This window comes from Halomonas smyrnensis AAD6 (genome assembly GCF_000265245.1).
Classification (GTDB): Bacteria; Pseudomonadota; Gammaproteobacteria; order Pseudomonadales; family Halomonadaceae; genus Halomonas; species Halomonas smyrnensis.
In genome coordinates, this window is record NZ_AJKS02000001.1 from 161,124 (window position 1) to 173,812 (window position 12,689).

The following is a 12,689-nucleotide window of genomic DNA, read 5'->3' on the forward strand; positions in this document are numbered from 1 at the left end:
CGGTCAGGGTTTGGGATCGGTGGCGGCCCGTTCGAAGAGCTCCGCCTTGGCATCGCGCATGATGTCCTCGCAGGCGGCCTGCTGGGTGAGCTCGGTGAGCAGCCCCTGGGCCAGGAGGAAGCCCTTGCCGAGGCAGTCGTCGATGTCTTCCCGGGCCACGGTCGGCTCGGTATGACAGTGGAGCCTGATCGTCCTTCCACCGCCGTCCAGGCGGTCGGCGAGCCGTCTCAGCCGCCAGGCGAGGCGGGTCTTCCAGCTGGCCGATGCTTCCGCGCCTTCGGTCACGCTCAGGGTGCAGCGCCATTCGGGCTTGTAGACCTTCATGCGAACCTCCTTATCGGCTTTGGCTTGGAATGAATGATCGATCGTGGGGCAGGCTCCGTCGGAAGAAGAACACAGCGGCCGGCTCGGGGCCTGGCACCGTCTGCTCAGGTTAGTTGCACCTCGCCCAGCGCGCTCGTCAGTCGTTCCAGCAGCGCGCCGCTGTGGCGCCAGAAATGCCAGTAGAGCGGCACCTCGAGGCAGTGCGACGGGGCCAGGCTGGCGAGCCGGCCGGCGTCTTCCAGATCGGCCACCTGGCGCCGCGGCATCATGCCGTAGCCGATGCCGGCGGTGGCCAGGCGCACGAAGCCCTCCGACGAGGGGCAGAGGTGATAGGGAAAGGCGCCGTGATAGCCGCACTGGGCGAGGAAACGGTGCTGCAGCTGGTCGTGGGGGCCGTAGACGATCGCCGGCGCGTGGCGGAAGGCCGCCTCGGTGGGGCCGTCGGGGAAATGGTGGGCGATGTAGGCCGGCGTGGCGAAGGGATGATAGACCATGGTGCCCAGCGGCACGCAGCGGGCCCCGGCGATGGGCTGGTCGCTGGCGCACAGGCAGGCCGCCACCTCGCCGTCGCGCAGCCGCTTGAGGCCCACGTCCTGGTCCTCGATGACCAGGTCGAGCAGCAGCCCTTCCTCGCGGCACAGCTCGGCGACGGTCTCGGCCCACCAGGTGGCCAGGCTGTCGGCGTTGATGGCGATGCGCAGCCGCGGCGAGGCGGCGTCCAGGGTCGGCAGGGCGGTACGCAGGTCGCGCTCCAGCAGCTGCACCTGCTGATAGTGGTTGAGCAGCCGCCGGCCCGCCGGGGTGGGGGCCAGTTGCGGATGGCGGATCAGCACCGGCTGGCCGAGGCGGATCTCCAGCGCCTTGATGCGTTGCGAGACCGCCGACTGGGACAGCCCCAGCGTCTCGCCGGCGCGCTCGAAGCCGCCGGTCTCGATCACCGTGGCCAGCGCCTCGAGCAGCTTGTAGTCGATCATAAGAAGAACTGATGCAGTATTAGGAAGATGATTTTTCAGTATAACGCCCCGCGGCTAGTCTGGCGCTCACGACGGCCCGGGAATGCCCGGCGCCGTGCCATGTTCATCGGACGATCGGGAGGATCGATGCTGGAGAGTTATCTGGCCGGGCTGGTGGTGTGCGGCGGGATCATCGTCGCCATCGGTGCACAGAACGCCTACGTGCTGGGGCTTGCCGTGCGGCGCCGCTATCACTGGTGGTCGGCGGGCCTGTGCATGAGCACCGACCTGCTGCTGCTGACTGCGGGCATGTTCGGCATGAGCGCGCTGCTGCTGGCGTTCCCCGGCACCCTGGCGGCGCTGCGCTGGCTGGGCGTGGCCTTCCTCGGCTGGCTGGCCGTCCAGGCGCTGTATCGCGCCGCCGTCGGTCGCGCCGGGCTGGCGGTGGAGCAGGCTCGCGACACCGGCATCGCCCGGGTGCTGCTGGCGACGCTGGCGGTGACGGTGCTCAATCCCCAGGTCTATCTCGATACCCTGCTGCTGATTCCCTCGATCGGCGCCCAGCAGGACAGCGCCGTGGCGTTCGTGGTCGGCGCCGGCAGCGCCTCGATCCTGTGGTTCAGCCTGCTGGCCTGGGGCGGGGCGCTGCTCTCGCCGTGGCTGTCGCGGCCGCTGGCGTGGCGCTGCATCGACGGCGCCATCGGCCTGATGATGGCCGCCATCGCCCTGCAGCTGGTCATCGCCCCGCCCGCGGCCATGGCCTGACGCCGCTGCGCTGTCCCGGCTCGTGCTGGTACACACTATATAAGCGTTAACTTATTAGATGATGGCGGCCGATTCGGCGACGTTGCGCGGGTTCCGGCGCGTCGCCACGGCCCGTGTCATGCGCTACAGTGCCCCCTGGTGCCCCGATCGGAGTCGCGGGCGGGGCGGTAACATGACAAGGGGTCGAAGATGGCCGGATGCCAATCGATCGCCCGGTTCGCCGTGCAGCTGGTCGTGCTATGGATGGTGGTGATGCCAGGGGAGTCGGCGCGAGCGGCGAACGACTTCATGCGCATCGATGACTACCTGCAGCGCCATCCCGAGCAGCCGGCGCTGATGGCGGACTTCAACGCGCGGGTCCAGGCGCCGGCCCTGCCGCTGACAGCGCCGCCCCGGCGCGAGATCCGCATCGCCGTCATCTATCCCGCCCTGCAGGCCTCGGACTACTGGCGGCGCAGCCTGGCGTCGATGGAGGCCAGGCTGCGCGCGCTGCGCCTTCCCTACCAGCTGAAGATCTACCTGTCGCGGCCGACGGTGGACGTGGACCTGCAGGCCCGGCAGCTGAACACGGCCCTGCAGTGGCGTCCGGACTACCTGATCTTCACCCTCGATACCGTGCCGCATCTGCGCATGATCGAGCGCGTGCTGGCGCTCGGCCGGCCGCGGCTGATCCTGCAGAACATCACCACGCCGCTGGCCGACTGGGAGGACGATCAGCCCTTTCTCTATGTCGGCTTCGACCACGTGCAGGGCACGCGGCTGATCGCCGACTGGATGCTCGAGCGGGCCGGCTACCGGGGCAAGTACATGACGCTGCACTTCTCGTCCGGCTACGTCAGCCGCATGCGCGACGGCACCTTCAACGCCATGGCCGCCCGCCACCCCGAACTGGAAGAGGTGGAGAGCTATGACACCGACGGCGACCCGGAGAAGGCCTATCGGGCCACCCTGCAGACCCTGCAGGAGCATCCCGACCTGAAGATGATCTTCGCCGGCTCCACCGACCTGGCGCTGGCGGCGCTGCGGGCGCTGCGCGAGACCGATCGCATGGACGTGCTGCTCAACGGCTGGGGCGGCGGCGCGGCCGAGCTGGAGGCGCTGCAGGACGGTGGCCTGGACGTCACCGCCATGCGCATCAACGACGACAACGGCGTGGCCATGGCCGAGGCGATGCGCCTGGTGATGCTCGATCAGCAGGCCCGGGTGCCGGCGATCTTCGCCGGCGATATCGCGCTGGTGACGCGCGACACGCCGCCCGAGCGCATCGACGAGCTGAAGCGGCGCGCCTTTCGTCTGAGCGAGCCGCCCGACGATGGCTAGCACCGGCCCGCGTGGGTGTCGGTGGTCGGCCCGATGCCTCATGGTTGTTACACTGGAACCGTCACGCTCGCGGATGGCCGCCCGGCAGACATCGGGCGAAGGACCGTCCTGACACTTCAGCCTTCTTCTATCGAGGTATCGCCATGCGTCATTGGTTTGCAGGATGCATCGTCTCGCTGGCCGCCGCGCTGCCGGCCGCCGCCCTGGCCCAGATGGAGCCCATCGCGGCGCCGTCCGACGCCGAGGTCTACTTCATCACGCCCGAGGACGGCGCCACCGTCGAGGGCCCCGTCACCGTGCGCATGGGGCTCGAGGGCATGGGCGTCGCCCCGGCCGGCAACGAGGTGGAGAACACCGGCCACCACCACCTGCTGATCGACACGCCCCTCGACGAGGTGGATCTCACCGCGCCGATGCCTGCCACCGAGCAGACCCGCCACTTCGGCGGCGGCCAGACCCAGACCACGCTGGAGCTGTCGCCCGGCGAGCACACCCTGCAGCTGCTGTTTCTCGACTATCGCCACCTGAGCTTCGAGCCGGTCGTGGCCTCCGAGCCCATCACCATTCACGTGGAGTAGGCGGCGGCGAGGGCGCGCGCGACCCTTCTTCACTGGCCTCGGGGCCGGCGGCTCTTCCGCTTGCCCCGGGGCCGGCAACTTTTTCCCTTGCCCCGAAGCCGGCAACTGGGTAGCGTCGCCCTCCCGCTTTCATGCCGTTCCAGACAGGTCTCCCTCCGTGACTGATGCCCCTTCCCAGGACGCCGCCCTCGGCGCCTTCTCTCGCCTGCCGCTTTCCGCCGAGCTGCTCGCCAACCTCGATTCGCTGGGCTACCGGCAGATGACCCCGGTCCAGGCCGAGAGCCTGCCGGCGATGCTCGACGGACGCGACGTGATCGCCCAGGCCCGGACCGGCTCGGGCAAGACCGCGGCCTTCGGGCTGGGCCTGCTGTCGCGGCTCGTGCCGGCCAGCTTCCGGGTGCAGGGGCTGGTGCTGTGCCCGACTCGAGAACTCGCCGATCAGGTCGCCGAGGAGCTGCGCCGGCTGGCGCGGGGCCTGCCCAACATCAAGGTGCTGACGCTGTGCGGCGGCGCGCCCCTGGGGCCGCAGCTGGCCTCGCTGGCCCATGGCGCCCATCTCGTCGTCGGTACCCCGGGGCGGGTGGAGGAGCACCTGCGCCGTGGCAGCCTGGCGCTGTCGGACCTCGACACCCTGGTGCTGGACGAGGCCGACCGCATGCTCGACATGGGCTTCCAGGCGACCCTGGAGGCGATCATCGCCGCGACCCCGGAGAGCCGCCGGACCTGGCTGTTCAGCGCCACCTACGGCGACGGCGTGCGCCCGCTGGCCGAGGAGCGCACCCGCGACCCGGTCGCGATCTCGATCGAGGAGCCCCACGACGAGGACACCATCCGCGAGCACTTCTACCGGGTGGCGGACGACGCGGCGCGCTTCGAGGCCCTGCGCCTGCTGCTGCTGCACCGGCGCCCGACCGTCAGCGTGGTGTTCTGCAACACCAAGCAGGAGACCCGCGAGCTGGCCGAGGCGCTGGACCGGGCGGGCATCAGTGCGCTGGCGCTCCACGGCGATCTGGAGCAGAAGGACCGCGACCGGCTGCTGGTGCTGTTCGCCAACCGCAGCGCCTCGGTGCTGGTGGCCACCGACGTGGCGGCCCGGGGGCTGGACATCGCGGCGCTCGACGCGGTGTTCAACTACCGCATCGCCCGGGAGCTCGAGGTGCACGTGCACCGGGTCGGGCGCACCGGCCGGGCCGGCCACCAGGGCGTGGCCTTCACCCTGGTCGGCGAGAACGAGACGCATCGACTGGAACGGCTCGAGGCCTTCCTCGGCCAGACCCTCGAGACCGAGGCGCTGCCGCGCCTGAAGGGCGAGCCGATGCCGCTGCGGGCGCCGATGGCGACCCTGCAGCTCGGCGCCGGCAAGCAGCAGAAGATCCGCCCCGGCGACATCCTCGGCGCCCTCACCGGCGAGGGCGGCCTCGACGGGGCGCGGATCGGCAAGATCAAGGTGCTCGCGCGCAGCACCTATGTCGCCGTCGAGCGCGAGCTGGCCGAGCCCGCCCTGGCGCAGCTGAACGGCGGCCGCCTGAAGGGACGCACCTTCCGCGCCCGCCGCATCAGCGGTTGATGGCCTGACGGCGAACCTTGGGTCATCACGCCGGTCGAAAGCACGCTTTTTGACTCATCAACAGGATGATGGCCCATGAAACGACTCTTTCACTTCTTTTATTTTCTGATTGTGGCGCTGTGGCTGGCAGGATGTGCGGCCGTCGAGCGTTCTCCCCAGGCCGAGGCGGCACTCGGCGAGCTGCCGGCCAGCTATCGCGGCGAGCTGCCCTGTGCCGACTGTGCGGGGATTCGCTACCAGATCTCGCTGTTCCCCGACGGCGTCTACACCCTCTCGTCGGTCTATCTGGGCGACGACGACGGTCGCCGCTTCCATGAGCAGGGCGAGTGGTCGCTGGATGCCAGCGGCGAGACCCTGACGCTGGCGGGCGGCGACGCGGGGCCGCGCCAGTGGCGGGTCGTCGAGGGCGCCGACAGCCTGGAGATGCTCGACCTCGAGGGCAACGCGATCGATTCCTCGCTCAACTACCGCGTGCAGCGCACCGGGCAGTTCGTCAGCGAGACCCTCGAGGACAGCTACTGGAAGCTGATCGAGCTGGGCGGCGAGCCCGTCGACGTGGCCGAGGGCGCGCGCGAACCGCATCTGGTCTTCCACGGCGAGCGGGGGCGGCTGGCCGGCTTCGGCGGCTGCAACCGGCTGACCGGGGAGTATCGTCGCGAGGGCGACGGCCTGAGCATCGGCACCGTGGCGAGCACGCGCATGGCCTGCGTGCCGGGCAACGATCTCGAGCCGCGTTTCCTCGCCATGCTCGAACACGTGGCCGGCTATCGGGTGCGGGCCGACCGGCTCGAGCTGCTCGACGCCGAGGGCGAGGTGATCGCCCGCTTCGAGGTGCGCCATCTGACCTGACGCCGACGTCATCAACGACAGCGGCCGGCTCCCGAGGGAGCCGGCCGCTGTCGTTTCTGCGCTGTCGTTGCTGGCCCTGGGGCCCGGGAGGCTCAGGGCAACTCGGCGCTGTGGTAGACGTTCTGGACGTCGTCCACGTCGTTGAGCATGTCCAGCAGCTTCTCGAACAGCGCCACGTCGTCGCCTTCCACCGGGGTGGTGACCTGGGGCAGGAACTGGATCTCGTCGGTCTCGAAGTCCAGCTCGCCGAAGGCGTCGATCAGCGCCTGCTTGGCCTTGGCGTACTCGGTGTGCAGCGCGAAGACGGTGATGTGGCCGTCCTCGTTCTCGAGGTCGGTGACGTCGACGTCGGCCTCCATCAGCGCCTCGAGCACGGCCTCCTCGTCGCTGCCCTGGAAGGCCAGGATGGCGCAGTGGTCGAACATGTGGCTGACGCTGCCCGGGGTGCCCAGCTTGCTCTTGGTCTTGGTGAAGCAGGTGCGCACGTCGCCGATGGTGCGGTTCGGGTTGTCGGTCAGGCACTCGACGATGACCATGGCGTTGCCCGGGCCGAAGCCCTCGTAGCGCGCCGGCTCGAAGTCCTCGCCGCCGGCGCCGCTGGCCTTGTCTAGGGCCTTGTCGATCACGTGGGACGGCACCTGGTCCTTCTTGGCGCGCTCGATCAGGCCGCGCAGCGCCAGGTTGCCGTGGGGGTCGACGCCGCCCTGCTTGGCGCAGACGTAGATCTCGCGGCCGTACTTGCTGTAGACCTTGGTCTTGGCGGCGGCCGTCTTGGCCATGGATTCCTTGCGGTTCTGGAAGGCCCTGCCCATTGCGTTTTCCTGTTGCGACTGTTCTCGGCACTGGATTCTACGAGACAGCGGGCGAGGGTGACAGCCCTGATTTTCCCGCCGCCGCCCTGGCGTCTGGCGTCTACACTGGCCCAAGGCCCCCCGCTGGAGTCCGCCGCATGGATCATCACGCCTATCGCCACGCCCTCGCCGAACGCCTGGCCGGCAGCGAACTGCCGGTGCCCGAAGCCGAGCTCGACGCCCGCTGCCGGCGCCTGCGCGAGGCCATGGCCGCGGCCGGCCTGGATGCGCTGCTGCTCACCGATCCCGCCGATCTCTACTATCTCACCGGCTATCACACCTTCGAGGTCTCGGTGCACGCCTGCCTGGTGGTCGATGCCGCGCGCCTGGTGCTGCAGGTGCCGTCCATCGAGACCGGTCCGGCGGTGGTCACCGCCCGGGTCGACGAGGTGCTCGGCTATCGCTGGGAGAGCCCTGAGGAGGTGGTCGCGCCGCTGGCCGAGACGCTGGCCCCCCATCGCGCCATCGGCCTCGACCCGCTGAGCGCCGGGCTGCGTCACGGCGTGCTGGTGCCGCTGCAGGAGCGGCTCGGCACCGGGCGCTTCCGCGACGACGGCGGGGCGCTGGTCGATGCGCTGCGGCTGGTCAAGAGCCCGTGGGAGCTCGATTGCCTGCGCGAGAGCGCGCGGATCACCGGGCTCGGCATCCGCGCCGCCCGCGAGGTCATCGCCCCCGGCGTCACCGACAACGCGGTGGCGGCGGAGGGCGCCCGGGCGATGCTGGCGGCGGGCAGCGAGTTCATGAGCCTGCAGCCCATCGTCACCGTCGGGCCGCGTTCCGGCACCATCCACGTCAATCACAAGCGGCGCACCATCGGCGCCGGCGAGCCGGTGTTCCTGGAGTTCGGCTCGGCCTTCGAGCGCTACACGGCGCCGATGATGAGCACCGCCGTGGCCGGCCGCGCCGACGACGAGATGCGGGCGCTGCGCGACGCCTGCCGGGCCGCCTTCGAGGCGCTGTGCGCGGCGATGCGGCCGGGCAACACCTTCGACGACGCGGCCCGGGCCGGCGAGGCGGCCATCGCCGGCTTGAACGCCGGGATCGCCGAGCGGGCCTTCTTCTCCGGCGTCTTCGGCTACTCGGTGGGCGCCCAGTTTCCGCCCAGCTGGGTCGAGGGCACCGGCTATCTCGCCCGCGGCCAGGAACGCGAGCTCGAGGCGGACATGGTCTTTCACCTGCCGCTGTGTCTGCGCCTGCCGGGGCGCTTCGGCATCGGCGTGAGCGATACCGTGCGCGTCACCCCGAGCGGGGGCGAGCCGCTCACCGACAATGACTGGCAGTTGCACGAGCGGCCTTGAAGGTCGCGCGGATGCCCCCATTGTGTTTTACGTTAGCAAGCTATTAAACGAATCAGGAGGCAGCATGCAGGTCGTCAATCTCAAGGCCCCGGGCGGGCTCGATCGGCTCGAACTCGGCGAGCAGCCGGCCCCCGGCGAGCCCGGCCCCGGCGAGATCCGCGTGCGCCTGCACGCCAGCTCGCTCAACTTCCACGACTACCTGGTGGTGACCGGCGCGTCGCCCGCCGAGGACGGCCGCATCCCGATGTCGGACGGCGCCGGCGTGGTCGAGGCGGTCGGCGAGGGCGTGAGCGAGTTCGCCGTCGGTGACGCGGTGGTGTCCACCTTCTTCCCCGAGTGGCTGGACGGTCCGGCGCGCCACGGCGACTTCGCCACCGTGCCGGGGGACGGCATCGACGGCTACGCCCGCGAATCGGTGGTGCGTCCGGCGACCGGCTTCACCCGTCAGCCGGAGGGCTGGTCCCACGCCCAGTCGGCGACCCTGACCACCGCCGGCCTGACCGCCTGGCGTGCGCTGGTGGGCGATGGCGGCCTCAAGGCCGGCGATATCGTGCTGGTGCTGGGCACCGGCGGCGTGTCGATCTTCGCCCTGCAGTTCGCCCGCATGATGGGCGCCCGGGTGATCGCCACCTCGTCGTCCGAGGCCAAGATGCAGCGGCTGCGCGAGCTGGGCGCCGAGCATGTGGTCAACTACCGCGAGGACCCCGAGTGGGGCCGCAAGGTGAAGGAGCTGACCGGCGGCAAGGGCGTCGACCACGTGATCGAGGTGGGCGGCCCGGGCACCCTGGCGCAGTCCATCGAGGCGGTGCGCATCGGCGGCCACATCTCGCTGATCGGCGTGCTGACCGGCGTCGGCGGTGAGGTGCCCACGGCCAAGCTGATGGCCAAGCAGGCCCGCCTGCAGGGGTTGATCGTCGGCAGCCGCACCCAGCAGCAGGAGATGGTCCGCGCCATCGAGGCCAACGGCATGATGCCGGTGATCGATCGCGAGTTCCCGCTCGGCGAGATCGCCGACGCCTTCCGCCACCAGGAAACCGGCCGCCACTTCGGTAAGATCTGCCTGACCTGGTGATCCCCCCGCCTGAACCCCGCGGGTAGCCCCATCGCGCCGCCGCGCCCTTGCCGGGTGTCGGCGGCGCGCGCATTCTGGAGGCATGCCCGCTGCCCGGAGGCGCCGATGTTCCGCTTCTTCGAGACCCTGGTCGATCCCTATCCCGAGCGCGAGATGGGCGTGCCGCCGCGCGGGCTGTTCGCCTTCATCCGCTTCTATTCGCGCCCGGTGGCGGGGCTGCTGGTGGCCATGTCGGTGGTCGCGGGGCTGGTCTCGGCGGTGGAGCTGGTGTTCTTCCACAGCATGGGCCAGCTGGTCGACTGGCTCTCCAATGCCGAGCGCGAGGGCTTCTTCGCCGCCCACGGCTGGCGCCTGGCGGGGCTGGCGGCGCTGGTGCTGGTGGGCCTGCCGCTGCTGGTGCTGCTGCGCTCGCTGCTCACCCACCAGGGCATCTTCGGCAACTACCCGATGCTCGGCCGCTGGCTCTCGCACCGCCAGATGCTGGCCCAGAGCATGGCCTTCTTCCAGGACGAGTTCGCCGGCCGTGTCTCGCAGAAGGTGATGCAGACGGCGCTGGCGATCCGCGAGACGGTCATGAAGCTGATGGACCTGCTGGTCTACGTGGCCGTCTACTTCGTCGGCGCCATGTGGCTGCTGGGCAGCGCCGAGCCCTGGCTGGTGGCGCCGCTGGTGCTGTGGCTGGCCGGCTATATCGGCCTGATGCGGATCTTCGTGCCGCGGCTGCGCGCGGTGTCCATGGCCCAGGCCGACGCCCGGGCGCGCATGACCGGGCGCATCGTCGACAGCTACAGCAACATCCAGACCATCAAGCTGTTCGCCGACCGTCGCCGCGAGGAGGCCTACGCCCGCGACGCCATGGAGGGCTTCATGACCACGGTGCACGGCCAGATGCGCCTGGCCACCTGGCTGTCGGTGTCGCTGACCGCGCTCAACTCGCTGCTGCTGGCCTCGGTGGCGACGCTGGCCATCGGCGCCTGGTACCTGGAGATGGTGTCGCTGGGGGTGATCGCGGTGGCCATCGCCCTGGTGATGCGCATCCGCTTCATGTCCGACTGGATCCTGTGGGAGGTGGCGAGCCTGTTCGAGAACATCGGCACCGTGCAGGACGGCATCAACACCATCGCCCGCACGCCGGCGGTGCAGGACGCGCCGGACGCGCGTGAGCTTTCCGTGAGCCGCGGCGAGATCCGCTTCGAGGCGCTGCGCTTCGGCTACGAGCGCCCCGGGGCGGCGCTGGAGCGGCCGGTGTTCGACGGCTTCGACCTGACCATCGCCCCGGGCGAGAAGGTCGGGCTGATCGGCCGCTCCGGCGCCGGCAAGTCGACCCTCGCCCACCTGCTGCTGCGCTTCTACGACCTGCAGGGCGGGCGCATCCTGATCGACGATCAGGACATCGCCGGCGTCACCCAGGAATCGCTGCGCCGGCACATCGGCATGGTCACCCAGGACACCTCGCTGCTGCACCGCTCGGTGCGCGACAACATCCGCTACGGCTGCCCGGAGGCCGACGACGAGGCGATCATGCGCGCGGTGCGCCAGGCCCACGCCGACAGCTTCCTCGACGAGCTGGTCGATCCCAGGGGGCGGCGAGGCCTGGACGCCCACGTCGGCGAACGCGGCGTGAAGCTCTCCGGCGGCCAGCGTCAGCGCATCGCCATCGCCCGGGTGCTGCTCAAGAACGCGCCGCTGCTGGTGCTCGACGAGGCCACCTCGGCGCTGGATTCCGAGGTCGAGGCCGCGATCCAGGAGCAGCTCTACGCGCTGATGGCGGGCAAGACGGTGATCGCCATCGCCCACCGGCTGTCGACCATCGCCATGCTCGACCGGCTGGTGGTGGTCGACGAGGGGCGCATCGTCGAGGTCGGCAGCCACCGCGAACTGCTGGCCCGCGATGGCCTCTATGCGGCGCTGTGGCGGCGCCAGTCCGGCGGCTTCCTGGGGCTCGAATGCGAGGAGGCCCGCGCCGAATCCGCCGCGGAGCGCTGAGCCTTCAGCGAGGCGGGGCCTCGTCGTCCATCCCGACCACCTGCGCCAGATAGTCTCGGGCGTAGCGCCCCAGCTGCCGGGCCAGCGGATCGTCGCTGGCGCCCAGACCGGCCAGCACGCCGGCCCGATCTTCCCGCGAGCGGTGCTGGCCCAGCTTGGCGGTTCCCTCGAGCGTGTCCAGCCGAATCCTGACACCGACCACGCCGGCGAGCAGTCGCTCCCGATAGGCCTCGCTCATCAGCGTGGCGTCGTCCAGCAGTTCGGGCTCGTATCGGGCCACCAGCGCATCCAGGGAGGCCAGGGTGGCGGCCTCGTCGAGGCATTCGACGCGGCCGCGGGCGTGCACAGCCGCGTAGTGCCAGGTCGGCACCGCCGGCCCGGCGGCGTACCAGCGTGGCGACACGTAGCCGTGGGGCCCGTGGAAGACCGCCAGCACCCGCCGGCCGTCCAGCTCATTACCGTTTGGATTGGCGCGGGCGAGGTGGCCGTAGAGGCTGCCCAGCTCGCCCTCGTCGCGCTCGAGCACCAGTGGCAGATGGCTGACCCGAAGGCGGTCGTCGGTGAGTGTGGCGAAGCCGTGGGCGTCGATCAGCGCCTGGGCCTGCGCCAGGGGCATGTGCGTATCGCTAAGGGGCATGGACAGGGCTCCGTGAGGGCTCTCTAGTCGGGTCGGGGGCTAGCCGAGGGTCAGGGCGTAGTGATGGAAGGCCTCGTCGCGCCGCCAACCCTCGGATTCGTAGAGGGCCTGGGCGGTCCGGTTGTCGATGCCGGTGGCAAGCGTCAGATGATGGACGCCCTCGGCCCGGGCCAGCTCGGCGGCGGCCCGCATCAGGGCGCGGCCGACGCCCCGGCCACGGGCATCGGGCGCCACGAACAGGTCGTTGAGTCGCCACTGGCGGGCCAGGCGCACGGTGCTGAACAGCGGGTAGCACTGCACGAAGCCGGCCAGGTTGGCGTCGTCTTCCTCGTGCACCAGCAGGTGGGAATCGCCCTGTTCCAGGCGCCGGCCGATGAAGTGCCGGGCGGCGTCCGGGTCGCTGGCCTGGCCGTAGAAGACGCGATAGCCATCGAGCAGCGAGGCCAGGGGCTCGAGGTCGTGGCAGCGGGCGTGACGGATGGACATGGA

13 protein-coding genes are annotated in these 12,689 nt (G+C 70.4%); 8 read left to right on the forward strand and 5 right to left on the reverse strand.

Annotated elements, in window-relative coordinates:
• Positions 1-3: 3 nt before the first annotated feature.
• Positions 4-324: a hypothetical protein gene (locus tag UYS_RS0200710; protein WP_016853570.1), complete on the reverse strand. Its 321-nt coding sequence runs from the start codon at positions 322-324 to the stop codon at positions 4-6.
• A gap of 104 nt (positions 325-428) precedes the next feature.
• The gene (locus UYS_RS0200715) at positions 429-1,298 is read right to left on the reverse strand and encodes a LysR family transcriptional regulator ArgP (RefSeq protein ID WP_016853571.1); all 870 of its coding nucleotides are present in this window, start codon (positions 1,296-1,298) and stop codon (positions 429-431) included.
• 126 nt (positions 1,299-1,424) lie between these two features.
• Here UYS_RS0200715 and UYS_RS0200720 point away from each other — a divergent pair, with 126 nt between their 5' ends.
• The 5 genes from UYS_RS0200720 to UYS_RS0200740 all read left to right on the forward strand — a co-directional run bounded on the left by UYS_RS0200720 (position 1,425) and on the right by UYS_RS0200740 (position 6,356).
• The gene (locus UYS_RS0200720; protein WP_016853572.1) at positions 1,425-2,042 is read left to right on the forward strand and encodes a LysE/ArgO family amino acid transporter; all 618 of its coding nucleotides are present in this window, start codon (positions 1,425-1,427) and stop codon (positions 2,040-2,042) included.
• A 189-nt stretch (positions 2,043-2,231) separates the two neighbouring features.
• A complete protein-coding gene (locus UYS_RS0200725; RefSeq protein ID WP_016853573.1) occupies positions 2,232-3,362 on the forward strand; it encodes a substrate-binding domain-containing protein in 1,131 nt (376 codons plus the stop codon).
• Between the two features lie 143 nt (positions 3,363-3,505).
• Positions 3,506-3,940 (forward strand): DUF4399 domain-containing protein, encoded by a 435-nt coding sequence (locus tag UYS_RS0200730; RefSeq protein WP_016853574.1) that lies wholly within the window; start codon positions 3,506-3,508, stop codon positions 3,938-3,940.
• 157 nt (positions 3,941-4,097) lie between these two features.
• Positions 4,098-5,507 carry an ATP-dependent RNA helicase DbpA gene (gene dbpA / locus UYS_RS0200735; RefSeq protein WP_016853575.1) on the forward strand — a complete coding sequence of 470 codons (1,410 nt, stop codon included), beginning with the start codon at positions 4,098-4,100 and terminating at the stop codon, positions 5,505-5,507.
• A 75-nt stretch (positions 5,508-5,582) separates the two neighbouring features.
• Positions 5,583-6,356: an META domain-containing protein gene (locus UYS_RS0200740; RefSeq protein WP_016853576.1), complete on the forward strand. Its 774-nt coding sequence runs from the start codon at positions 5,583-5,585 to the stop codon at positions 6,354-6,356.
• Positions 6,357-6,448: 92 nt separating this feature from the next.
• Here the strand turns inward: UYS_RS0200740 and UYS_RS0200745 are convergent, their stop codons facing one another.
• Positions 6,449-7,168 (reverse strand): YebC/PmpR family DNA-binding transcriptional regulator, encoded by a 720-nt coding sequence (locus UYS_RS0200745; RefSeq protein WP_016853577.1) that lies wholly within the window; start codon positions 7,166-7,168, stop codon positions 6,449-6,451.
• Between the two features lie 137 nt (positions 7,169-7,305).
• Between UYS_RS0200745 and UYS_RS0200750 the strand changes: the two genes are divergently transcribed.
• From UYS_RS0200750 to UYS_RS0200760, 3 genes are all read left to right on the forward strand, one after another.
• Complete coding sequence (locus tag UYS_RS0200750; protein WP_016853578.1) at positions 7,306-8,505, forward strand: M24 family metallopeptidase; 1,200 nt, start codon at positions 7,306-7,308, stop codon at positions 8,503-8,505.
• Between the two features lie 64 nt (positions 8,506-8,569).
• On the forward strand, positions 8,570-9,577 hold the full coding sequence (locus tag UYS_RS0200755) for a zinc-dependent alcohol dehydrogenase family protein (protein ID WP_016853579.1): 1,008 nt from the start codon (positions 8,570-8,572) through the stop codon (positions 9,575-9,577).
• A gap of 105 nt (positions 9,578-9,682) precedes the next feature.
• A complete protein-coding gene (locus tag UYS_RS0200760) occupies positions 9,683-11,563 on the forward strand; it encodes an ABC transporter ATP-binding protein (RefSeq protein WP_016853580.1) in 1,881 nt (626 codons plus the stop codon).
• A 4-nt stretch (positions 11,564-11,567) separates the two neighbouring features.
• Here UYS_RS0200760 and UYS_RS0200765 read toward each other — a convergent pair whose 3' ends face one another.
• Positions 11,568-12,200, reverse strand: a complete 633-nt coding sequence (locus UYS_RS0200765; protein ID WP_237738410.1) for an FMN-binding negative transcriptional regulator — start codon at positions 12,198-12,200, stop codon at positions 11,568-11,570.
• 39 nt (positions 12,201-12,239) lie between these two features.
• On the reverse strand, positions 12,240-12,686 hold the full coding sequence (locus tag UYS_RS0200770) for a GNAT family N-acetyltransferase (RefSeq protein ID WP_016853582.1): 447 nt from the start codon (positions 12,684-12,686) through the stop codon (positions 12,240-12,242).
• Positions 12,687-12,689 lie beyond the last annotated feature (3 nt).

Bases quoted from the DNA above. Each gene is read 5' to 3' on its own strand.
- UYS_RS0200710 (WP_016853570.1), bottom strand. From the start codon at position 324: ATGAAGGTCTACAAGCCCGAATGGCGCTGCACCCTGAGCGTGACCGAA.
- UYS_RS0200715 (WP_016853571.1), bottom strand. From the start codon at position 1,298: ATGATCGACTACAAGCTGCTCGAGGCGCTGGCCACGGTGATCGAGACC.
- UYS_RS0200720 (WP_016853572.1), top strand. From the start codon at position 1,425: ATGCTGGAGAGTTATCTGGCCGGGCTGGTGGTGTGCGGCGGGATCATC.
- UYS_RS0200725 (WP_016853573.1), top strand. From the start codon at position 2,232: ATGGCCGGATGCCAATCGATCGCCCGGTTCGCCGTGCAGCTGGTCGTG.
- UYS_RS0200730 (WP_016853574.1), top strand. From the start codon at position 3,506: ATGCGTCATTGGTTTGCAGGATGCATCGTCTCGCTGGCCGCCGCGCTG.
- UYS_RS0200740 (WP_016853576.1), top strand. From the start codon at position 5,583: ATGAAACGACTCTTTCACTTCTTTTATTTTCTGATTGTGGCGCTGTGG.
- UYS_RS0200745 (WP_016853577.1), bottom strand. From the start codon at position 7,168: ATGGGCAGGGCCTTCCAGAACCGCAAGGAATCCATGGCCAAGACGGCC.
- UYS_RS0200750 (WP_016853578.1), top strand. From the start codon at position 7,306: ATGGATCATCACGCCTATCGCCACGCCCTCGCCGAACGCCTGGCCGGC.
- UYS_RS0200755 (WP_016853579.1), top strand. From the start codon at position 8,570: ATGCAGGTCGTCAATCTCAAGGCCCCGGGCGGGCTCGATCGGCTCGAA.
- UYS_RS0200760 (WP_016853580.1), top strand. From the start codon at position 9,683: ATGTTCCGCTTCTTCGAGACCCTGGTCGATCCCTATCCCGAGCGCGAG.
- UYS_RS0200765 (WP_237738410.1), bottom strand. From the start codon at position 12,200: ATGCCCCTTAGCGATACGCACATGCCCCTGGCGCAGGCCCAGGCGCTG.
- UYS_RS0200770 (WP_016853582.1), bottom strand. From the start codon at position 12,686: ATGTCCATCCGTCACGCCCGCTGCCACGACCTCGAGCCCCTGGCCTCG.